This is a genomic window from Mycobacterium sp. 1245805.9 (assembly GCF_001672915.1).
Lineage (GTDB): Bacteria > Actinomycetota > Actinomycetes > Mycobacteriales > Mycobacteriaceae > Mycobacterium.
In genome coordinates this window covers 19696-41048 of record NZ_LZKR01000007.1, presented here as the reverse complement: position 1 = coordinate 41048, position 21353 = coordinate 19696, and the positions used below count along the sequence as shown (strand labels likewise).

Sequence of the window (21353 nt, the reverse complement as noted above, 5' to 3'; positions counted from 1 at the left end):
GCAGCGGGCTGGGATGCCTGGCGAGCGCATCGCCGAGGACCACCACGGCCGCGGTTCCCGGCAGCAAACCCGCCAGCGTTGCCAGCGTGTACGGCACCGGGCGCACCGCCGAGGCGCCGGCGGCGTAGTTGATCGCCGAAAACGGCACGGCCGGGATCAACCGCAGCGAGAGGACGGCCAGCCAGCCACGTTCGCGCAGGCGCTCGTCGACCGTGTCGATCGCGCGGTGGCGAACCAGGCGGTTGAGTTGCCACCCGGCCGCGCGCACCAGCAGCATCGCGATCACCGCGCTCGCGGTGCTGGCGGCCACCGCGATGGCGACCCCCAGCACGGGGCCGAAGAGCAGCCCGGCGGCCAGGGTGAACGCGGTGCGGGGCACCGGCACCACGGTGACCACGATGTGCGCGGCGAAAAACGCCAACGGGAACCACGGGCCCACCGACTCCGCCCAGTCGCGCATCTGCACCGGCGTCGGCAGGGGAAGCCAGGAGGCCACCACGATCAGGACTGTGATACCGACCACTGTCGCGACCGTCCGGGGCCCCGACAGCTGACGCGCCGTCGCGCCGAGGGCGCGGCCGACGTCGCGCAGTCTCCGGGTGATTTTGCAGGTGGCGGAAGCCGTCACGGCTGTCAAGGTTACGGGGCGGACATGAATATGTCGTTTCCCGACGCTGGCGTTTCATCGCCGCGCTCGCCCGACGCGTCGCGATCGACGGCCCGCGCGGTTTTTTGCGCGGAGGCCCGATCAATTAGCCTCGTTAGTACGTGGCGGAGCCCCATTTGCTGGGAAAAGGGAGCAATCGGTGTCCATTGATGTACCCGAGCGCGTCGGACTGGAACAGGTTCGCGGGCGTTGGCGCACGGCGGTCGCCGGTGTGCTGTCGAAGAGCTCGCGCAAGGATCCCGAGCAACTCGGCGACGAGCCCGAACGCCTGCTCGAAACCCCCACCTACGACGGGATCGCCGTTCGGGCGCTCTACACCGCGCTCGACGAGCTCCCCGAACCGGCACTGCCCGGCGAGTGGCCCTACGTGCGCGGCGGCGACGCGGCGCGCGACGTCGACGCCGGCTGGAAGGTAGCCGAGGCGTTTCCGGCGCCGGGCTGCACCGATCCCAACGCCGCGGTGCTGGCCGCGCTCAACGACGGGGTGAGCGCGCTGCTGGTCCGGGTGGGGGAGCGCGGGGTGTCGGCCGGCGAGCTCGGGCGGCTTCTCTCGGGCGTGTACCTGGATCTGGTTCCGGTGATCCTCGACGCGGGCGCGCACTACGCCGAGGCTTCCGACGCCCTGCTGGGGCTGGTCGATCGGGTGGACGACGACAAGCGCGGCGCCCTGTCGATCGACCTCGGGGCCGACCCGCTGACCGCGTCGCTGAGCGGCCGGGCATCGCCGTCGACCGAGCAGGTGGTGGGGGTGGCGACCCGAGTGGCCGGGAACCAGGGCGTGCGGGCGATCACCGTCGACGGTCCCGCCTTCCATAACCTGGGCGCCAACGCGAGCTGGGAGCTGGCCGGCGCCCTCGCGGCCGCGGTGGCCTACCTGCGCCTGCTCACCGGGGCCGGGATCCCGGTCGGACAGGCGTTGCGGCAGGTCAGCTTCCGGCTGGCCGCCGACGACGACCAGTTCATGACCATCGCCAAGTTCCGCGCCGCGCGTCAGCTGTGGGCGCGGGTCGCCGAGGTCGTCGGCGAGCCGGAGGCCGGCGCGGCGGTGGTACACGCGCAGACGTCGCTGCCGATGATGACCCAGCGCGACCCGTGGGTGAACATGCTGCGCGGCACGGTGGCCGCCTTCGGGGCGGGTGTCGGCGGCGCCGACACCGTGGTGGTGGCGCCTTTCGACGTGGCCATCCCCGGCGGTTTTCCCGGCGTGGGCGCCGGCTTCGCGCGCCGCATCGCCCGCAACACCCAGCTGCTGCTGCTGGAGGAGTCGCACGTCGGGCGGGTGTTGGACCCGGCCGGCGGATCGTGGTACGTCGAGGACCTCACCGAGCAGCTGGCGCAGCGGGCGTGGCAGCAGTTCCAGGCGATTGAAGAACGTGGCGGGTTCACCGACGCCCGCGACTACATCGCCGAGCATATCGCCGAGGTGGCCGCGCGGCGCGCCGACGACATCGCGCATCGCCGCACCGCCATCACCGGCGTCAACGAATACCCGAACCTCGAGGAACCGCCCCTGACGCAGGTTGAGCCGCAAGCGGATTCGTCGTCCGGGGTCCGGCGCTACGCGGCGGAGTTCGAGGCGCTGCGGGACCGTTCCGACGCCTTCCTGGCGCGTACGGGTTCGCGCCCCAAGGCGCTGCTGCTGCCGCTCGGCCCGTTGGCCGAGCACAACATTCGGACGACGTTCGCGGCCAACCTGCTGGCGTCGGGCGGCATCGAGGCGATCAACCCGGGGCCGGTCGACGCCGCCGGGGTCGCGGCCGCGGTGGCCGGCGCGGACTCGGCGGTCGCGATCATCTGCGGCACCGACAAGCGCTATCACGACGAGGCGTCGGGCGTCGTCGAGGCGGCCCGAAGCGCCGGTGCGGCGAGGGTCTACCTTGCGGGCCCGGAGAAGGCGCTGAGCGAGCTGGACGACGCCGCGCCTCGACCGGACGAGTACCTGACCGCGAAAATCAATGCGGTGCAAGCCTTGTCGAACCTGCTCGACCGGTTGGGAGCGTAGCGACATGACGATGACGACACCCGCGATCGGCAGCTTCTCCGATGTGCCGCTGCACGGCGATCGCCAAGTGCGGCCGCCCACCGAGGCCGCCGCGCAACACGACGACGCCGCGGATTGGCACACCCCCGAAGGCATCGACGTCAAACCGGTGTACGTCGCCGCCGACCGCGCCGCCGCGGCGGCCGAGGGCTATCCGCTGAACAGCTTCCCGGGCGAGCCCCCCTTCGTGCGCGGTCCCTACCCGACGATGTACGTCAACCAGCCCTGGACGATTCGCCAATACGCGGGGTTCTCCACCGCCGCGGATTCCAACGCCTTCTACCGGCGCAACCTCGCCGCCGGCCAGAAGGGCCTGTCGGTCGCCTTCGACCTGGCCACCCACCGCGGCTACGACTCCGATCATCCCCGCGTCCAGGGCGACGTCGGAATGGCCGGTGTGGCAATCGATTCCATCCTCGACATGCGGCAACTGTTCGACAGCATCGACCTGTCTGCGGTGTCGGTGTCGATGACCATGAACGGCGCCGTGCTGCCGATCCTGGCGCTGTACGTGGTGGCCGCCGAGGAGCAGGGGGTGCCGCCGGAGAAACTGGCCGGCACCATCCAGAACGACATCCTCAAAGAGTTCATGGTGCGCAACACCTACATCTATCCGCCCAAGCCGTCGATGCGCATCATCTCCGACATCTTCGCCTACACCAGCGCCAAGATGCCCAAGTTCAACTCCATCTCGATCTCCGGCTATCACATCCAAGAGGCCGGTGCCACAGCGGATTTGGAGCTGGCCTACACCCTGGCCGACGGCGTCGACTACATCAAGGCGGGCCTGAACGCCGGGCTGGACATCGACAAATTCGCGCCCCGGCTGTCGTTCTTCTGGGGCATCGGCATGAACTTCTTCATGGAGGTCGCCAAGCTGCGGGCGGGCCGGCTGCTGTGGAGCGAACTGGTCGCGGGATTCGGCGCCAAGAACCCCAAATCCCTGTCGCTGCGCACGCATTCGCAGACATCGGGCTGGTCGCTGACCGCCCAGGACGCCTTCAACAACGTCGCGCGCACCTGCATCGAGGCCATGGCCGCCACCCAGGGCCACACCCAGTCGCTGCACACCAACGCGCTGGACGAGGCGCTCGCGCTGCCCACCGACTTCTCGGCCCGGATCGCGCGCAACACCCAGCTGCTGTTGGCGCAGGAGTCGGGCACCACCAGGCCGATCGACCCGTGGGGCGGCTCGTATTACGTGGAGTGGCTGACGCATCACCTCGCGCAAGCGGCCCGCGCCCACATGGCCGAGATCGCCGAGCACGGCGGCATGGCCCAGGCGATCGACGACGGCATCCCCAAGATGCGCATCGAGGAGGCCGCCGCGCGCACCCAGGCCCGCATCGACTCGGGCCAGCAGCCCGTGATCGGGGTCAACAAGTACCAGGTCGACGAGGACCAGGAAATCGAGGTGCTCAAGGTCGAGAACAGCCGGGTGCGGGCCGAGCAGCTGGCGAAACTGCGCGAGCTGCGGGCCGCCCGGGACTCCGCGGCCGTCGAGGCCGCCCTGGCCGAGCTGTCCCGCCCCGCCGCCGCGCACGGTCGCGCCGGTGAAGACGGTCTGGGCAACAACCTGCTGGCGCTCGCCATCGACGCGGCCCGGGCCAAGGCCACCGTGGGCGAGATCTCCGACGCGCTGGAAAAGGTGTATGGCCGCCACCAGGCGGAGATCCGTACTATCGCCGGGGTCTACCGTCACGAAGCCGGAAAGGCGACCAACATCGCAACCGCCACCGAACTGGTCCAGAAATTCGCCGAGGCCGACGGTCGCCGGCCCAGGATTCTGGTGGCCAAGATGGGCCAGGACGGCCACGACCGTGGACAGAAGGTGATCGCGACGGCGTTCGCGGACATCGGGTTCGACGTCGACGTCGGGTCGCTGTTCTCCACGCCCGAGGAGGTGGCCCGCCAGGCCGCCGACAACGACGTGCACGTCATCGGGGTCTCGTCGCTGGCCGCCGGGCACCTGACGCTGGTGCCGGCGCTGCGCGACGCGCTGGCCGAGGTGGGACGGCCCGACATCATGATCGTGGTCGGTGGCGTCATCCCGCCCGGCGACTTCGACGAGCTGTACGCCGCCGGGGCCACCGCCATCTTCCCGCCCGGAACGGTGATCGCCGACGCCGCGATCGGCCTGCTGCACAAGCTTGCCGAACGGCTTGAATACAAGCTGGATTAACGCGCATTCACCAAATGCGTTGGTAATCATCGATTGTCACCGGCGCGCCCCAATCATGGCCCGATCGGGTGATGCGATGCATTCATACCAGGCCATCGGGCGACGGAAATCGCTGAATTTGTAAGCCCTCCTACTGTTTGACCAGGATGGATTTGCGCGCGAGAAGCCCTGCGCATAACGGCTTCCCCAGCTAATATCCTTCGATGTCAACAGGCGAGGAGGTTAGGCGATTAACTCGTCTAACGTATCCCCGTCGATCTAGCCGGCGGGTGGCTGGTGGCTCCGTGGAAAATATGCAACTGTCCACACAGCATGCACGGACATATGCGCTGGTGGTCATCGGGTTGGTCGGGTGGGAACTCGCGTGCCTTTATTTCGTGCTGTTCGTCTACCGGACCGACATTTACTCGCTGTCGTACTACGCAGCCAATTACAATTTCGGGTTTGTCCGTCGCGGACTGGGCGGTGAACTGGTCCGGATATTTCCCGGTGGCGATTACTTCACTGCGGCCTACGCCGTAATGTGGTTGCCCGCGGTAGCGTGGCTGATCGCGCTTTGCCTACTGATCTTGACGATTCTTTCGAAGGGGATCAGGTCCGAACGCCGGATAATGCTCGCGTTGCTCGTTGCGATACTGCCCTTCTCGCTTACCTATGCCATGTTCTCTCCTCGCCCAGAACTCTGGGGGATGAGCGCCCTGGCCGGTCTCGGCATGGCCCTAACCTGGACTCGGAAAACCCGGCCCCGAATTGCGTTCAGCGCGCTCTACGGCGTTGCTATCGCCTCCCTTGCCCTCGTCCATGAAGCGATTCCATTGGAATTCGCCTTGGGCGCGGTTCTGGCGATAATCGTTCTCGCGAAAGACGCAACTCCTGCCGTGCGGCGAATCTGCACTGCCCTGGCCGTGGTTCCAGGAATCGTCACAATGCTTTTGCTCGCCTGGCTAGGACGGCGCGATGTCGCCACCCAGTTGTGTGCGCAACTCCCGCACCGAATGGTCGACGACCCGTATGTGGCTTTGACGTCAAGACAGAAAACGCTCGATTACCTACTTGGTCGCGTCGAGAGCCGGTCGGATTACCACGACTTTGAGTGCAAGGTGATATCGCAACTCGACCGCAGCGTCACTGATGCCATTGGCAGCGTGACGCGGGTGGGCTTCGTGCCGCTCGGCGCCTCATTCATCCTCGGCGTGCTGATGTTCGCCGGCTCGATATGGGCGATCGGCTACTTCTCCGGGGTCCCGGTCAGGCACTTTCTCCGCGAAGCTCAGGGCAGGCTGGTGTTGCCCGCCTTGGCGCTGGCATCGATGGCTCTCCTGTTCGTGACTGCGAGCGACTGGACCCGATGGTGGGTGCTGATCACATTCGACGTGGCAGTCGTCTACCTGCTCTACGCGATCGACAGACCGCAGATTGAACAAGCGCCGTCCCGAAGAACGCTTGCCGCGTTCATCGCGGTGGTCGTCGTGTTGGCGATACCAACGGGCCACACCTCGCATGTCGGAGGCCCGGGCCTCCCGAGCGCTCCGCCCGCGGCCGCGCGATGAGTTGATGGCTCGGCGAACCGGAGACCGGCCTGGTTGACCGGCGACCGCACAACGGATACTCCAGTACACCGAACTTCGATGAAACGGATGCGTGGCGCGGGAACTCAATGACATCGCGAAACAACGACAACGTCGGGGAATTGGCCGAGGCTTTGCGCGACGGGGATCGCGCGGCGCTGCCGCGGGCGATCACGATGCTGGAATCCACGCGCGCCGATCATCGCGAGAAGGCGCAGCGGCTGCTGCTGGAGTTGATGCCGCACTCGGGCAACGCGCGCCGCGTCGGCATCAGCGGGACGCCGGGGGTGGGCAAGTCGACCAGCATCGAGGCGCTCGGCATGCACCTGATCGAACGGGGTCACCGGGTGGCGGTGCTGGCCGTCGACCCGTCGTCGACCCGCACCGGCGGCTCCATCCTCGGCGACAAGACGCGGATGGCTCGCCTGGCGGTCCAACCGGACGCCTACATCCGTCCGTCCCCGACCTCGGGCACCTTGGGCGGGGTGGCCAAGGCCACCCGGGAAACCATCGTCCTGCTGGAGGCCGCGGGATTCGACGTCATACTCGTCGAGACCGTCGGCGTCGGCCAGTCCGAAGTGGCCGTGGCAAACATGGTGGACACCTTCGTGTTGCTGACCCTGGCGCGCAGCGGCGACCAGCTGCAGGGCATCAAGAAGGGCGCGCTGGAGATGGCCGACATCGTCGTCGTGAACAAAGCCGACGGGGAGCATCTGCCCGAGGCGCGAAAGGCCGCGCGGGAACTGGCCGCGGCCATCAGGCTGATCCATCCGGGCGAAACACTCTGGCGGCCACCGGTTCTCACGATGAGCGCGACGGAGGGGACCGGGCTGGCCGAGCTGTGGGAGACGATCGAGCGCCATCGCCGGGTGCTGTCCGACGCGGGGGAGCTCGAAGAGCGCCGGCGGGCCCAGCAGGTCGACTGGACCTGGCAGATGGTCCGCGACACCGTCCTGGACCGGGTGATGTCCAACCCCGGCGTCCGCAAAATCCGCGCCGACCTGGAGCGCCAGGTCAGGGCGGGGGAGCTGACCCCCGCGCTGGCGGCCCAGCAAATCCTCAAGGCCGCGTCTCCCTAACGGAAAGGTAAATTAACCGCCGTTTTCCCGGCGGAAGGTATGGAATTTAAGTAGATTCGATAGCGTGACGATGGAGTCCCGGGTCGCTCGCCGCGCGGTCCCCGTACAGGATGGCCCCGACGCAGGCCATCGTGTGTCCGGCGCGGCGGACCCACACTTTGCGTGCGTCGTTCGCGCTTTTTCCACGATGTTCCCGGCCCGCCGCTTCGGTGGCGGGGCGCTGGCCGTCTACGTCGACGGCCAACCCGCCGTCGACGTGTGGGCCGGCTGGTCGGATCGGGGCGGCCACGTGCCGTGGTCGGCCGACACCGCACCGATGGTGTTCTCGGCGACCAAGGGCATGGCCGCCACGGTCATCCACCGCCTCGCCGACCGCCGGCTCATCGACTACGAGGCCCCCGTCGCCGAGTACTGGCCGGAATTCGGGGCCAACGGGAAAGGCGAGCTCACCGTCCGTCAGGTGATGCGGCACACCGCCGGGCTGTCGGGCCTGCGCGGCGCCACCCAGGAAGACCTGCTCGACCACGTCGTGATGGAGGAGCGCCTTGCGGCCGCCCCGCCGGGACGCCTGCTGGGCAAGCCCGCGTACCACGCGCTGACCTTCGGCTGGCTGATGTCGGGGCTGGCCCGCGCCGTGACCGGAAAGGGCATGCGCGTCCTGTTCCGCGAGGAGCTGGCCGAGCCCCTGGGCACGGACGGGATGCACCTGGGCCGGCCGCCGGCCGGGTCCCCGACGCGCGTCGCGCAGATCATCATGCCGCAGAGCGTGATCGGCAACCCGGCCCTGTCGTACGTGACGCGCAAGGTCGCCAACGAGCTGTCCGGTGGATGGCGTTCGATGTACTTCCCGGGCTTCTTCGCCGCCGCCCAGGGTGAGATTCCGCTGCTGGACGGCGAGATCCCGGCGGCCAACGGGGTCGTGACGGCCCGCGCGCTGGCGCGGATGTACGGGGCGATCGCGAACGGCGGGGAGATCGACGGCACCCGATTCCTGTCGCGCGAGCTGGTCGCCGGCCTGACCGGTCGGCGCAGCCTGCGTCCGGACCGGAACCTGTTCGTGCCGTTGGCTTTCCACCTGGGCTACCACAGCCTGCCGTTCGGCAACGTGATGCCGGGCTTCGGCCACGTCGGCCTGGGCGGTTCGGTCGGCTGGGCCAACCCCGCCCAGGGTGTGGCGTTCGCGCTGGTGCACAACCGGTTGCTGACACCGTTCTCCCTGACCGACCACGCCGCGTTCGTCGGGGTCTACAAGCTGATCCGCGACGCCGCCGACAAGGTGCGCAAGCGCGGGCTGCAGCCGGTCACCGAGTTCGGGGCGCCGTTCTCGGAGCCGGGAGCCGTCGCCGGCTGACGCGATCTTTGGCGGTTTACTGAAAACGCCCATGCTCCGATACGCCGGTCTCGTACGCTCCGACCACGGGATCCATACACGTACGTAGTTGCCCTGCCAGCGCGCAACCCTTGGGCCGGGTTTGAGGCAGGGGGCCGGAGGGGGCGTCTGGCATGGTTGATCAAACCGACAAGCGCATCTGCATCATCGGCGGCGCCGGGCACGTGGGGTTGCCGCTGGCGCTCGTGCTCGCCGACGAGGGTTTCAGCGTCGACATTCTGGACACGAACGCCAGCGCCCTGAAGACGATCATGGCCGGCCGGATGCCGTTCGTCGAGAACGGCGCCCCGGAGCTGCTCAAGCGGCTATTGCCCACCGGGCGTATCTCGGCGACCACCGATTCGTGGGCGGTCCGCAATTCCGACATCGTGATCTGCGTCGTCGGGACGCCGGTGGACGAATACCTGACGCCCCAGGCGCACACCTTCTTCCGCATCATCGACGAGATCAGCCCGTACTTCCGCGACGGGCAGACGCTGGTTCTCCGGAGCACCGTCTACCCGGGGCTGAGCCAGCGCGTGCGCGACCTGTTCGCCGAGCGGGGGATCGGTGTGCACGTCACGTTCTGCCCAGAGCGCATCGCGCAGGGCCACTCGATCCGCGAGCTGCGGGAGATTCCGCAGATCATCAGCGGGTTCGACGCGGAAGGATGTCGGATCGTTCGCGAGCTCTTCTCGCGGATAACCCCAGAGATCATCGAGGTGGAGCCGCAGGAAGCCGAGCTGGCCAAGCTGTTCTGCAACGCCTACCGCTACATCCAGTTCGCGGTCGCCAACCAGTTCTACCTGCTCAGCCGCGAGGCCGGCCTCGACTTCGGGCGCGTCCATCACGCGGCGACATACCAGAACCGTCGGGTCGACAGCCTGCCGACCGCCGGGCTGGCGGCCGGCCCGTGCCTACTCAAGGACACCATGCAGCTGGCCGCGTTCAGCAACAACAACTTCATGCTCGGGCACGCGGCCATGCTGATCAACGAGGGCCAGCCACAGTTCATCGTCAACATGCTCAAGCGTCGGGTCAACTTGCGCGACAAGACCGTTGGGCTCCTGGGCATGACGTTCAAGGCCGACTGCGACGACACCCGCGACTCGCTGAGCTTCAAACTCCGGCACCTGCTGATGCTCGAGGCGAAAAAAGTGATGCTGCACGACCCGTTCCTGGACGGCCCGGACTACTACCCGTTGGACGCCGTGCTGGGCCGGGCCGACGTCATCGTCATCGGCGTGCCCCACTCGATCTACCGTGGCCTGAAGATCCCCGGCGACAAGATCGTCGAGGACGTCTGGGGCTGTCTGGACGTCAGCGGGCTCGAAGCGGACGCGCCCAACGGGGCCCCGTTGGCGACCATCGGCACGGGACCAGCCAGGCAGTGAAAGTCCTCGTAACCGGCAGTGCGGGATTCATCAACGGCTACGTCGTCGACGAGCTGCTGCGTGCCGGTCACGAGGTCGTCGGCATCGACAACTACTCGAAATACGGCAAGGTCGAGAAGAGCTACGACGATCACCCGCACTATCACTTCGTCGAGGGCGACGTCAAAGACCTGGACCTGATGTTCCGGCTCGTCGAGGGGTGCGACCAGATGGTGGCCAGCGCGGCCCGCATCGGCGGCATCACGTATTTCCACGAGTATGCCTACGACCTGCTGGCCGAGAACGAGCGCATCGCGGCCGCGCATTTCGACACCGCCATCCACGCCTATCGCAAGGGTTGGCTCAAGAAGATCAACGTGATCAGTTCGTCGATGGTGTTCGAGAACGCCACCGTCTTCCCGACACCGGAGAAACACATCACCGAGTGCCCGCCGCCGACAAGCACTTACGGGTTCCAGAAGCTGGCGTGTGAGTATTTCGCACTCGGTGCTTACGAGCAGTACGGCCTCCCGTACACGATCATCCGCCCGTTCAATTGTGTGGGGACCGGCGAGCAGCGGGCACTCGGCGGCCGCGAAATCCCCAGCGGCAATGTCAAACTCGCAATGAGTCACGTCGTACCGGACCTCATCCAGAAGGTCGCGAAGGGCCAGGACCCGTTGCACATCCTGGGCGACGGCACCCAGGTGCGCCACTACACCTATGGGGGGGACCTGGCGCGCGGCATTCGCGTATGCATGGAGCATCCGGCCGCGCTCAACGGCGACTTCAACCTTTCGACGCCCGAAGCCACCACGGTGTTGCAGCTGGCGGAGCTCATTTGGAAAAAGATGCGGTCCGACAGCCAGTTCCGATACGAGTGCGATCCGCCGTTCGAGCACGATGTCCAGCTGCGCTCACCGGATGTCCACAAGGCGTCCGAGGTGCTCGGATTCGAGGCGACGACGACGCTCGATTCGATGCTCGACGAGGTCATCCCTTGGGTCGTCGACGCCGTCGAGGCCGGGACCATCTGACATGCGACGGCCGTCGCCCCCACAACGCCATGCGTATCGCGGGTAAGCCCGACCTGCAGCGGCTCTACCGCAATCGATTCGGCCACGCGCGCGAATCGCGATCGGCCATCTGGGAGGTGCTGGTCCGGGACTTCTTCCAGGCGTGGATCAGACGCAGCGACACGGTGGTGGACCTCGGCTGCGGATATGGCGAGTTCCTGAACCATGTGCAGGCGGCGCGCCGGATCGGCGTCGACCTGAACCCGGACAGCGCGGGCATGCTGGGGCCCGGGGTTGAGTTCCGACAAGGTCGCGCCGACGACCTCGGTTTCCTCGGGGAGGAATCGGTCGACGTCGTGTTCACCAGCAACCTGCTCGAGCACCTGCGAAGCAAGGAGGAGGTCGAGCGGACGATCGCCGCGGCCCGCCGCGCGCTCAAGCCGGGCGGGCACCTCATCGCGATGGGGCCGAACATTCGCTTTGTCCCCGGGGACTATTGGGACTTCTGGGATCACACGGTGCCGATCAGCGATCGCTCCCTGACCGAGCTGCTCGAGTCCTGCGACTTCGAGATCGTGGAAAGCTACGACCGGTTTCTGCCCTACACGTCGTCTTCGCCGCTGCCGCAGGCGCCGATCCTGGTGCGCCTGTATCTGCAATCACGGCCGGCGTGGCGAATCCTGGGCAAGCAGTTCGTGATTCGCGCCCGCAAGCCGGGACCCGAATCTGACACGGACGACCATTTGGTGAGCGTCGTCATCCCGGTCTACAACGAGGGCGAAAACATTCAGGCCTGCGTCCGGAGGCTTACGGAGGCGCTGGCGGACACCCCGCACGAACTGCTCGTGTGTTACGACTTCGACGAGGACAGCACGCTGCCGGCGCTGGCCGCAATGCCTGACCGCCCCGCCACCGTGCGGCTGGTTCGCAACTCGCTCGGCAAGGGCGTGGCGAATGCGTTGATCGCCGGCTTCGGCGCCGCGCGCGGTGACGTCGTCGTCACGAGCATGGCCGACATGTCGGACCCGCCGTCGGTGATTCCGTTGATGGCGGCCAAGATTCGCGACGAAGGCGCAGCCGTGGTCAGCGGGTCGCGGTACATGCGCGGCGGAACCCAGCGCGGGGGGCCCCGGTTGAAGACGCTGATGTCACGGACCGCGGGGCTCAGCCTGCATTACGTGGGCGGCGTCGCGACCCATGACGCGACAACGAACTTCCGCGCGTACAGCCGCCATTTCCTCGAGGAGGTTCCGGTGGAGAGCGGGCGTGGGTTCGAGGTGGGGCTGGAGCTCACGACGAAGGCACATCTGCTCGGCTATCGGATTGACGAGGTCCCCAGCAGCTGGGACGACCGAACCGCCGGCACCAGCAAGTTTGATCTGGTCGGCTGGCTGCCCGCTTATTTGCGTTGGTACGGGCTGGCCATGCGGCGTCCGCTGCTGCGCTGGACGGGCGGCGGCCTGGCATCGCTGGGGGCACTCGCCTGGGCGCGAAAGGCCCTGGCATGACCTTGCGTGAGCACGATGAATTGACGTCGCAGGACCCGGGCGATCACGACGAAGCCGCGACAGCCCCGACGGTCGCTCCACGGGACGCGGGGCCACGAACGAAAGGCACGATTGCCCTGCTGGCCGCGGTTGCCTGCGTGGTTCTCGGCGCCAAGCTCATCACCATTTCGGCCCTCGGTTCGCCGGTGCCCCTGTCGGACCAGTGGGCCGGCGAGGCGGGGATCCTCTATTCGCGGTATTTGCGGGGCGTACTGTCTGTCGCCGATCTCTTCGCCCCGCACAACGAACACCGCATCTTCGTTTTTCGCATCTTCGCACTGGCCCATCTCGAGCTCGCCGGGGAGTGGAACACGCGCTTCGAGATGATCTTCGGAGCCATCGTCGAGACCGCGGCGATCACCTGGCTTGCGTCGGTGCTGACGCCCGTTGTCGCGCCGCAACGCCGAATGCTGCTGGCGTGTTTCGTCGCATTCGTCGGTGCGCTTCCCGTCTACGAGAACACGCTGTGGGGGTTTCAGGACCAGGTGTACCTCGCGTTGTTCTTCGGCATCGGCGGTCTCGTAGCATTGGCCGCCGCGCGGCCGTTCTCCGTGCGTTGGTTGTGCGGGTTGACCTTCGCGGTCCTCAGTTACTTCTCGTTCGCGACAGGCGTGGCCACCATTCTCGCCGCGGGCGCCCTGGTGGCCTTGCAGATCGCGGCCAATGCGAGAAGGCGGTGCCGTCGTGAGTTCGCCGGCCTCGTGGTCATGGCGTCGGTCGCTCTGGCCATGATTCTGTGGGCGGTGTCGGTCGCGAAGCCGATGAGCAGCCCGTGGACGTTCATCGAGGGCTTGTTCGGGTTTGCCGCGTTGGTCGGCGCCGCGTTGGTCCCGACAACCTGGTTCTGTTACCGCACGGTCGCGCGGCGCCCCGGCATTTCCGACCGCGCGTGGGTGGTGGTCGGAATCGCGGCGTGGCTCGGCATCCAGTTTGTGCTGTTCGCCTATGGCCGCGGCGTTCACATTGCAATCCGGTACACCGACGTCATGGTCTTGGCCTATGCCGTCGGGCTCATGTCGGTCCTCGCTCTCGCCGACAGCGCGCGCGGCATGCGGTTCGGCCGGCACGCGGCGCGTGGCGTCGTGGCGTGGGTATTCACGGTGGTAACGGTCGTCGCAGCAATCGGCTACTACGGATCCGTGCTTGGGGCGATCGACTGGAGCAAGGCGGCACGTCAAGAGATGATCAAGGTCCAGGCCTACCTCGCCACCGGAAACGTCGACGATCTGAAGTCAAAGAGCAGCGCCGGCCACGGAATCGAACTCTCCTACCCAAACCCAACGCACCTGGCAACAGTCCTCAAAGACCCCGACGTCAGGGCGATCCTGCCGCCGGAAATCCGGCCCGCCGACGCGGACAATCCCGGGGCCCGAAACCGCATGTGGCTCAAGGGATCGCTCGCCGGCGCCACCGCGACCGCGGTTCGCCTGATTCTCTCGATTGGCCCCGTGTTGCTGGCGCTCGGCCTGGGGGTGTTTTTCGCTGCGGGAACACGACGCAGCCTCGCACGTCCCAAGGGCGATGCGATCGCTCAGCCGTGAAGTCGTCCTGACCGGGTTCGGCGGGCCTGCCAGCCGCCGACGATATGGCGCCCCAAACGGGCGAGCGTCCGGCGGGTCATTTCCATTGCCGCCCAATGGAAGTACGACGGTAGCCGCTTTTTCAGCTCTTTGTCCTTCCGCTTACTGATTCCGGCCATGTCGTTGTAGCGGGCAATGACGATGTCCATGTAGCGGATCACGAGCGCTGGGTTGGAGAAGCAGCGAATATTGAAATCCCAGTCCGCCCATACCGGATAGCGCAGGTTGAACGGACCGATGCCGGCGAAGAGTTCGCGGCGATAGAAAATCGCCTGGTGGCAGATGTTCTGCTCGAAAAGCAAACGATCGAGGTCGAAGGGGCCCGCGTACCGGGAAGAGTTCGAGCGCATGATTACGTCGCCGTAGACGAGGTCGCTGTGGTCGTGTCCGTCGAGGAATGCGGCGACTTGGGTGAGCGTGTCTGGCGCGTACAGGGCGTCGTCGGCGCCTAGGAAAATGAGCCAGGTTCCGGTGGCAAGGGCGACGCCGCGGTTCATGGCGTCGTAGGCGCCGTCATCGGGGCCGGAGTGGATGACCAGACGCGCGCCGAGCCGGGGTGCGAAGCTTTTGGCGATGTCCAGAGTGTCGTCCGTCGAGGCTCCGTCGACCAGAACCAGCTCGAAGTCGCCGAAGCTTTGGCTGGCGACGCTGTCGAAGCAGGTGCGGAGGGTCGTCGTAACGTTAAAGGCGGGGACGATGATCGAAAACAACGGTGCCGCGGGCACTCTGGTCAACCTTCCGTTCGAAAGAAGATGCCGTCAGCCTGGAGGGTTCGACCATTGCGCAGGTCCGTGAAGCAGGGCGACAGTCCGGTCAGCGTGAAGCCCAACGAATATGCAATGTCCAGTGCCTCACGGATGAGCATTCCCCCGTCGTACAAAGGCAGGAAAGACAGTTCCAGTTGCATGCCAGCGCAATGGTTGTGCACCGTAGAATTACCGCCGGCGAGCACCTGCTTCTCAAACCCCTGAACATCGATTTTCAGGAAAGCCACATCGGTCGGTCCGAGGATTTCCGTTGCTACAGAATCAAGTTGGCGAATCGGGACTTCCTCGACACCAACGTAGTTCGCCGGCGGGAAGGCCTCCTGATGGGTTCGCAACATCGGCAACACGGAACTGCTCTCGCCGGAATTGCCCGCGACGTTGATCGAGATCGTGCCGTCGGAGTCACCCAGTGCGCAGCGGCGACAATCCCAGAGCGGATCGCGAGACGCTTTGGCCTCCAGCTGGGAAAATGGGTCCGCCAGCGGTTCGAACGAGACGATGCGACCCTCGAAGCCCGCGGCGCGGAGGCCGGCGGCGTATTGCCCCGAGTTGGCGCCGATATCGAGGATCACGTTCACCCGACTCGTTCTCAACTGATTGATGAAATTGCGTTTCCAGTCGAGCGCGGGATCGTAACGCGACAGCTCGATACCGGTGCGACGCAAGATGTTACGAGCACGGTGGGACAAATTCACGGCGCCACACTAACACGCATGACCGGGGCCAACGGCTTCTTCATTGCCGCACTGCGCTCGCGTTCGCGCGATACCAGGCTACCGTTCTCGCGATTCCGTCGGGCAACGCGATCTGGGCGCGCCAGCCCGCTTCCCGCAACATCGAAACATCCAACAATTTGCGGGGCGTCCCGTCCGGTTTGGTTGGGTCCCAACGTGTCTCGCCGCTATACCCGACCGCTTCGGCCACCATATCGGCGATCTCACGGATGGTGTGATCGACACCGGTACCCACGTTGACTTGATTCGGCCCGTCGAAGTGCTCCAAGAGATACAGGCAGGCGGTCGCGAGATCGTCGACATGCAATAGCTCGCGCCGTGGAGTTCCGGTGCCCCAGTTGGTGACTTCTGCCGCCCCAGCGGCCCTCGCTTCGTCGTACCGGCGAATCAGCGCCGGTAGCAGGTGCGAGCCTGAGACGGAGAAGTTGTCGCCCGGGCCGTACAAGTTCGTCGGCATAGCCGAGATCCACGCCAAGCCGTATTGGCGTCGGACGGCCTGGATTTGCAGGATGCCGGCTATCTTCGCGATCGCGTAAGCGTCGTTTGTCGGCTCCAAAGGACCGGTGAGCAGTGCACTTTCTTTGATGGGCTGCGGGCTGTACTTCGGATAGATGCAAGAGGAACCGAGGAACAGCAGCCGCGGTACTCGGGCGGCCGCGGCGGCATCCAGCAGGTTGACCTGGATCTGCAGGTTCTCGGAGAGAAACTCCGCCGGATAGGTGTCGTTGGCGAGGATGCCACCAACTCTCGCGGCGGCGTCGACGATCACCCGGGGCCTGGACTCGAGAACAAATCCGAACGTAGCGTCCCGATCCCGCAAGTCGAGTTCGGACCGCGATCGCACAATGAGGTTCGTGAAGCCCTCGGCCTCGAATTTTCTGACCAGAGCCGATCCGACCAGCCCCCGGTGACCCGCTATGTACACGGGCGCCGCGCGGTCAAGCACTCCTACTGATACGTCCGCTTCGCTCATTTCCTACCAGGGTTAGTGCCGCGTTGGCCTCGACGCGCCGACCGACTGATGGGGGCTCCGCAGAGGTGGGGACCACCGGGCGGCCGGGCAACAAACGCGACGATACTTCACTGCTTACGTGGTGGGCGCCGGAACGGGCCCGACGGGCAGCCCGGGCGGCCGATCGACTCTCGGGAATGCGGCCGGGGCGGGCTTTTCGGCGGCCGATCGAGGCATTGTGCCTGCTCAGTACGTTACAACCGGGAGGGGTAGTGATCGCCGCGTTACGATCCGTTGAAATCGCCGCGCGATAATCGAAAAATCCCACGCCAACCGAACCTGAGAATTAAATTAACGCCCATGACTGTGTTGGTTCGCCCGGCAGTCTCGGTGGTGGCGCCGTGCTACGACGAAGAAGACGTGCTGCCGCTGTTTCTCAGCCGGGTCGGGGGTGTGCTGGATTCGTTGGGCGGAACCGGCGAATTGGTCCTGGTCGATGACGGTTCGCGCGATCGGACATGGGAAATAATCGAAAAGGCGGCCGTGGAGGATTCCCGGGTCGTCGGGGTGCGGTTGATGCGCAACCATGGGCATCAGCTGGCGCTCACCGCGGGGCTGAGCGTATGCCGCGGCGATCGCGTGTTGATCATCGACGCGGATCTGCAGGATCCGCCTGAGCTGTTGCCCGAGATGATGGCGTTGATGGACGAGGGCGCCGATGTCGTCTATGGACAGCGACGCCGACGTGCCGGCGAGGGCGTTCTCAAGCGGGCAACTGCTGCGCTCTTCTACCGTCTCATTGGCCGCATGACTGAAGTTGAGATCCCTTGCGACACAGGTGATTTTCGTCTAATCACACGTCGCGTGCTGGACCTTCTGATCGCGATGCCCGAGCGGCACAGGTTCGTCCGCGGCATGGTGTCTTGGATTGGCGGCAAGCAGGTGCCACTGATCTATGACCGGGACGCGCGGGCGGCCGGTGAGAGCAAGTATCCGTTCACCAAGATGGTGCGATTCGCCGCTGACGCCATCACGTCCTTCTCGATGGTCCCGCTCAGGTTGTCGGTGCTGCTCGGCTGGGTGATGGCGGGCATCGGCTTTGCCGCCGCCATCAACTCGATCCGGGGCGCGCTTCTTGGCCAGACGGTTCCCGGCTGGAGTTCGCTGATGGCAGCGATCGGTCTGCTGACGGGAGTGCAGTTCTTGATGCTCGGCATCATCGGCGCCTACCTGGGCCGAATGTATGAGCAGAGCAAGGGACGGCCGCTGTTCCTGATCCGCGACATGGTGGGCGGCGTCGCGGGGTCCGTTGCCGCAGCGGACCGGGCGGGCGCCATGTACGCGGGCCCGCCGAAGCCGTCCGCCTGACGGGGCCTCGATGAGCCTCGACGCATTTGCCGGGGACGAGGAGCGCATCCGTCCGCCCGCGGGGATGACCGGCGTTCCTGGTCCGCTGTTTCGGTTGGTCCGCGACCAGCGGGTGGCGTTTCTCCTTGTCGGAGGCATAAACACCGCGGTCGGAACACTGTGGTTCATGTTGTTTCTGTGGCTGTTTCCGCGGGGGACCGTCGGATACCTCGGCGCGTTGCTCTGCGCATATTGCGCGGCCGTGTTGTGCGCCTTCGTGCTTTATCGGCGGTTCGTGTTCCGGGTGACCGGCCACGTGTTCCGCGATTTGGTCAGATTCGCGTTGGTGAACCTGTCCACCCTTGGGTTCAATTTCGCGATGCTGCCGGTGCTGGTCGAGGGCTTGGGCTGGCCGGTGCTATTATCGCAGTTTGCGATTACTGGCGTTACCGTGGTCTACAGCTGGTTCGCTCACCGCGGGTTCTCGTTTCGCCGCAGCCCCGCCGAACTCGGCCTGGCTGATCGGGGGCAAGGCTAGCCGTGCCGCCCCGCGTATCGGTCGTCGTCCCTGCGTACAACCAGGTCGCATTCATCGATGCCACCCTGGATTCGATTCTGGCGCAGACCTTCGGCGATTTCGAGCTGGTTGTGTCCGATCACAGCTCTACCGACGGCACCTGGGAGGCGCTGCAGAAGTTCGCCTCCGACCCCCGAGTTCGGTTGACGCGGTTGGCATCTGGTGGCGGAGCGCCGGCAAATTTCAACGCCGTCACCGATCTCGCGACCGGTGAGTTCGTCAAGTTGGTGTGCGGCGACGATCTGCTCCTGCCGCACAGCTTGGCAGAACAGGTCGCGGCATTGGAAGCGCATCCGCAGTCGGTGATGGCGGCCAGCACCAGGCATGTCATTGACGCCGCGGGAAGGCCGGTGTTGCGCAACCACGGGTTGGCTGGACTGCGCGGTGAAGTCCATGGCGCCGAGGCGATCCGGCACACCGTGCGGGCGGGCACAAACATCTTCGGTGAGCCGGCGTCGGTGCTGTTGAGGCGCGCAGCGCTCGTCGATGCGGGCGGTTGGGACGATCGCATCCCATGGATGGTCGACGAGGCGACCTACTGCGCGGTGCTGCTGCGCGGAAACCTGGTGGCCGTCCCGCGCGCACTTGCTGCGTTCCGGATAAACCAATCTCAGTGGAGTGTTCGGGTGACGCGAGCTCAGGCTGCCATGGTCATCGGCTTTCACCGTCAGCTCTCAACCGCACACCCCGGGCTTATTTCTCGGCGGGACCTTCTCATCGGCAACGCTCGCGCGCGCTTCAACGCCGCTGCGCGACGCGCTGTCTACGTATGGCTCGGCCGGCGGATGGCCGCCGCCGCCGATGCCTCTGAGCGCGGTGGGGGCGGAGCAGACGAGGTGGGCATTGTGATGCAAGAGAGAGGGCGAATAGGCGGCCAGCCGTAAACGGCACAGCGCATGTCCCTCCACATGTCGCGCGTTCAACCTCGGTTGCGGCGTAGTCGATGCACGCTGCTCCGGCAACCGCCTTGCGAGAAACGAGGAGAGTGCAGTTTGAATCAAACCCGCGAGTTGTTGCGCGGTTCGGCGATCCGGCTCCGAAAGCGGGCGTCGGCGGTCGCCAGCGAGTCCGAACGAAGCATCATGCTCGGCATCATCCTGCTCGGGTCAGCGCTTTCCGCGGCCCTGACTTACGCGCTGACCCAGTACTACTCCGTCGACGCGCTTTCCTCTCTCGTGGCCTTCCCCGAGGACTGCTATGTCGCTGGGGAAATGAATATCGGGCAGCACTGCTTCAGCGACTACGGGATGGTTGTGAAAGCCGTGTTGCGACCCGATCCCTGGGTGGCCTACCCGCTGCCCCCGCCGCACCCGCTGGTGCGGATGCAGTACCCGGCGGCGGGAATGATCCCGCACCTGGTGTTCGGGCTTCTTGGAAAGTTGCTGGGCGCCCCGCGATTGGGGCTGATCGGTTATCTGGTCGCGCTGACGATGGCGGTCCTTTCCCCCGCGGTTTGGGCGGCCCGCGGGGCACGGGGCCTGGAGCGGGTGGTGGTCTTTGTGGCGCTGGGCGCCGCGGCGGTGCCGGCGTGGATGGTGATCGATCGGGGAAACTCGACGGGGTTCCTGGTACCGATCGCGCTGGTCCTGCTGGTCGGACTGTGCCGGCGACAATGGGGCCTCGTCACGATCATGGTGGTGCTGGCGGCGCTGGTGAAACCGCCGTTCGCTGTATTGGCCGTGGCGTTGTTCGCGGCCCGACGGTGGCGGTGGGGTGGTATCGCCATTGCCGGCATCGTTGTCTCGAATATCGCCGCGTATCTGGCGTGGCCGCGGGCCTTTCCCGGGTCGATTGCAGAGTCGATCCACAATTTCCGTGACTTCAGCGGTTCCAACCCGCTGCTTTTCAGTGGTCGGAACGTGTCTTTCAGCAGAGCCGTGTTGTTGATCCCGGACAACATCAAGGCTTCGCAGACCGGCGGCAAGGTCCCCGAGGACTTTCTCCTTGGTCCGCGATCGGCGATCGGGTACGTGGTTCTCCTCGCCGTGGTCGTCTCCGTGCTGGCGCTGGGGCGACGGGTGCCCCCGGTCATGGTGGGCATCGTGCTGCTGGTCACCGCCACACTCTTCCCCCCGCAAACCCTCTATTACTACTTGGTATGCGTTTTGCCGGTCGCCGCACTGGTCGCGCGGGACCCCGATGGCCCACCCGGTGGCGGACTATTCGACCGTTTCGCAAAGCTGGGCGACCGCCGTCGCATGGTCGGACTCAGCGTGAGTTTGGCGGCGGCGCTCAGCGTCGCCCAGATTGTGCTGCCCGCCCCGATCAGCACCGTTGAGGTGCCAGGTGTCGGGACCCGTACGGTCACCGGCACCACGATGTTTCTGATTCCAGTCCTATGGCTGGTCGCCTGTGTCGTCATCATCGTTTCCTACGCGCGCCGCCCGGTTTCCTCGCGTTGCGCTGACGAATGTCCGGCTCAGGCGGGAGGCCCTCCTGAGCCCGGGGTCAACATCGCATCGACATCGGAGCCGGCGGGCGAGTCCTCGGAGGAATCGCTTCGGGCCGCGGGGCCACATTGACGTTGCACGATCGCCGACTCCACGATCGTTTG

At 66.0% G+C, this 21353-nt stretch carries 17 protein-coding genes; 13 read left to right on the top strand and 4 right to left on the bottom strand.

Translation table 11 applies throughout. From position 1 onward, the window contains the following. Positions 1–628 (bottom strand): TVP38/TMEM64 family protein (locus tag A9X00_RS01730; RefSeq protein ID WP_067148332.1); only part of this gene is annotated, 628 nt, incomplete at its 3' end. Positions 629–806: 178 nt separating this feature from the next. Between A9X00_RS01730 and mutA the strand changes: the two genes are divergently transcribed. From mutA to A9X00_RS01685, 9 genes are all read left to right on the top strand, one after another. Continuing rightward, positions 807–2669, top strand: a complete 1863-nt coding sequence (gene mutA, locus A9X00_RS01725; RefSeq protein ID WP_067148329.1) for a methylmalonyl-CoA mutase small subunit — start codon at positions 807–809, stop codon at positions 2667–2669. A gap of 4 nt (positions 2670–2673) precedes the next feature. Next, a complete protein-coding gene (scpA, locus tag A9X00_RS01720; RefSeq protein ID WP_067148326.1) occupies positions 2674–4890 on the top strand; it encodes a methylmalonyl-CoA mutase in 2217 nt (738 codons plus the stop codon). A gap of 293 nt (positions 4891–5183) precedes the next feature. After that, on the top strand, positions 5184–6440 hold the full coding sequence (locus A9X00_RS01715; protein ID WP_067148352.1) for a hypothetical protein: 1257 nt from the start codon (positions 5184–5186) through the stop codon (positions 6438–6440). A 107-nt stretch (positions 6441–6547) separates the two neighbouring features. After that, positions 6548–7537, top strand: a complete 990-nt coding sequence (gene meaB, locus A9X00_RS01710) for a methylmalonyl Co-A mutase-associated GTPase MeaB (RefSeq protein ID WP_067148322.1) — start codon at positions 6548–6550, stop codon at positions 7535–7537. A gap of 70 nt (positions 7538–7607) precedes the next feature. Beyond that, positions 7608–8888 (top strand): serine hydrolase domain-containing protein, encoded by a 1281-nt coding sequence (locus tag A9X00_RS01705; RefSeq protein WP_369830702.1) that lies wholly within the window; start codon positions 7608–7610, stop codon positions 8886–8888. Between the two features lie 152 nt (positions 8889–9040). After that, entirely contained in the window at positions 9041–10300 is a 1260-nt protein-coding gene (locus A9X00_RS01700) for a nucleotide sugar dehydrogenase (protein ID WP_067148316.1), read from the top strand. Further along, a complete protein-coding gene (locus tag A9X00_RS01695; RefSeq protein WP_067148313.1) occupies positions 10297–11316 on the top strand; it encodes an NAD(P)-dependent oxidoreductase in 1020 nt (339 codons plus the stop codon). Before A9X00_RS01700 ends, A9X00_RS01695 begins: the two co-directional genes overlap by 4 nt. A gap of 29 nt (positions 11317–11345) precedes the next feature. Further along, positions 11346–12803 carry a glycosyltransferase gene (locus tag A9X00_RS01690; RefSeq protein WP_067148310.1) on the top strand — a complete coding sequence of 486 codons (1458 nt, stop codon included), beginning with the start codon at positions 11346–11348 and terminating at the stop codon, positions 12801–12803. After that, positions 12800–14383, top strand: a complete 1584-nt coding sequence (locus A9X00_RS01685) for a hypothetical protein (protein WP_067148307.1) — start codon at positions 12800–12802, stop codon at positions 14381–14383. Before A9X00_RS01690 ends, A9X00_RS01685 begins: the two co-directional genes overlap by 4 nt. On the opposite strand, the gene A9X00_RS01680 is transcribed toward A9X00_RS01685, so the two are convergent. Genes A9X00_RS01680 through A9X00_RS01670 form a run of 3 tightly spaced genes read right to left on the bottom strand, consistent with a single transcriptional unit; the run spans position 14374 to position 16896 of the window. Further along, a complete protein-coding gene (locus A9X00_RS01680) occupies positions 14374–15132 on the bottom strand; it encodes a glycosyltransferase family 2 protein (RefSeq protein WP_067148349.1) in 759 nt (252 codons plus the stop codon). The two genes, A9X00_RS01685 and A9X00_RS01680, sit on opposite strands and share 10 nt — an antisense overlap. 20 nt (positions 15133–15152) lie before the next feature. Beyond that, on the bottom strand, positions 15153–15884 hold the full coding sequence (locus A9X00_RS01675; RefSeq protein ID WP_067148304.1) for an FkbM family methyltransferase: 732 nt from the start codon (positions 15882–15884) through the stop codon (positions 15153–15155). A gap of 40 nt (positions 15885–15924) precedes the next feature. After that, positions 15925–16896, bottom strand: a complete 972-nt coding sequence (locus A9X00_RS01670; RefSeq protein WP_067148302.1) for a GDP-L-fucose synthase — start codon at positions 16894–16896, stop codon at positions 15925–15927. Positions 16897–17235: 339 nt separating this feature from the next. Here A9X00_RS01670 and A9X00_RS01665 point away from each other — a divergent pair, with 339 nt between their 5' ends. From A9X00_RS01665 to A9X00_RS01650, 4 genes are all read left to right on the top strand, one after another. Next, the gene (locus A9X00_RS01665) at positions 17236–18243 is read left to right on the top strand and encodes a glycosyltransferase family 2 protein (RefSeq protein ID WP_067148299.1); all 1008 of its coding nucleotides are present in this window, start codon (positions 17236–17238) and stop codon (positions 18241–18243) included. A gap of 10 nt (positions 18244–18253) precedes the next feature. Continuing rightward, positions 18254–18760, top strand: coding sequence for a GtrA family protein (locus A9X00_RS01660; RefSeq protein ID WP_197515014.1), 507 nt, complete (start codon positions 18254–18256; stop codon positions 18758–18760). Positions 18761–18762: 2 nt separating this feature from the next. After that, the gene (locus A9X00_RS01655) at positions 18763–19683 is read left to right on the top strand and encodes a glycosyltransferase family A protein (RefSeq protein WP_067148296.1); all 921 of its coding nucleotides are present in this window, start codon (positions 18763–18765) and stop codon (positions 19681–19683) included. Positions 19684–19791: 108 nt separating this feature from the next. After that, positions 19792–21321: a DUF2029 domain-containing protein gene (locus tag A9X00_RS01650; protein ID WP_156771885.1), complete on the top strand. Its 1530-nt coding sequence runs from the start codon at positions 19792–19794 to the stop codon at positions 21319–21321. Positions 21322–21353 lie beyond the last annotated feature (32 nt).

What these genes read in the sequence shown, in the direction of transcription:
- scpA (WP_067148326.1), top strand. Translation starts at nt 2,674, where the DNA reads ATGACGATGACGACACCCGCGATCGGCAGCTTCTCCGATGTGCCGCTG.
- A9X00_RS01715 (WP_067148352.1), top strand. Translation starts at nt 5,184, where the DNA reads ATGCAACTGTCCACACAGCATGCACGGACATATGCGCTGGTGGTCATC.
- meaB (WP_067148322.1), top strand. Translation starts at nt 6,548, where the DNA reads ATGACATCGCGAAACAACGACAACGTCGGGGAATTGGCCGAGGCTTTG.
- A9X00_RS01705 (WP_369830702.1), top strand. Translation starts at nt 7,608, where the DNA reads ATGGAGTCCCGGGTCGCTCGCCGCGCGGTCCCCGTACAGGATGGCCCC.
- A9X00_RS01700 (WP_067148316.1), top strand. Translation starts at nt 9,041, where the DNA reads ATGGTTGATCAAACCGACAAGCGCATCTGCATCATCGGCGGCGCCGGG.
- A9X00_RS01690 (WP_067148310.1), top strand. Translation starts at nt 11,346, where the DNA reads ATGCGTATCGCGGGTAAGCCCGACCTGCAGCGGCTCTACCGCAATCGA.
- A9X00_RS01685 (WP_067148307.1), top strand. Translation starts at nt 12,800, where the DNA reads ATGACCTTGCGTGAGCACGATGAATTGACGTCGCAGGACCCGGGCGAT.
- A9X00_RS01670 (WP_067148302.1), bottom strand. Translation starts at nt 16,896, where the DNA reads ATGAGCGAAGCGGACGTATCAGTAGGAGTGCTTGACCGCGCGGCGCCC.
- A9X00_RS01665 (WP_067148299.1), top strand. Translation starts at nt 17,236, where the DNA reads ATGACTGTGTTGGTTCGCCCGGCAGTCTCGGTGGTGGCGCCGTGCTAC.
- A9X00_RS01660 (WP_197515014.1), top strand. Translation starts at nt 18,254, where the DNA reads ATGAGCCTCGACGCATTTGCCGGGGACGAGGAGCGCATCCGTCCGCCC.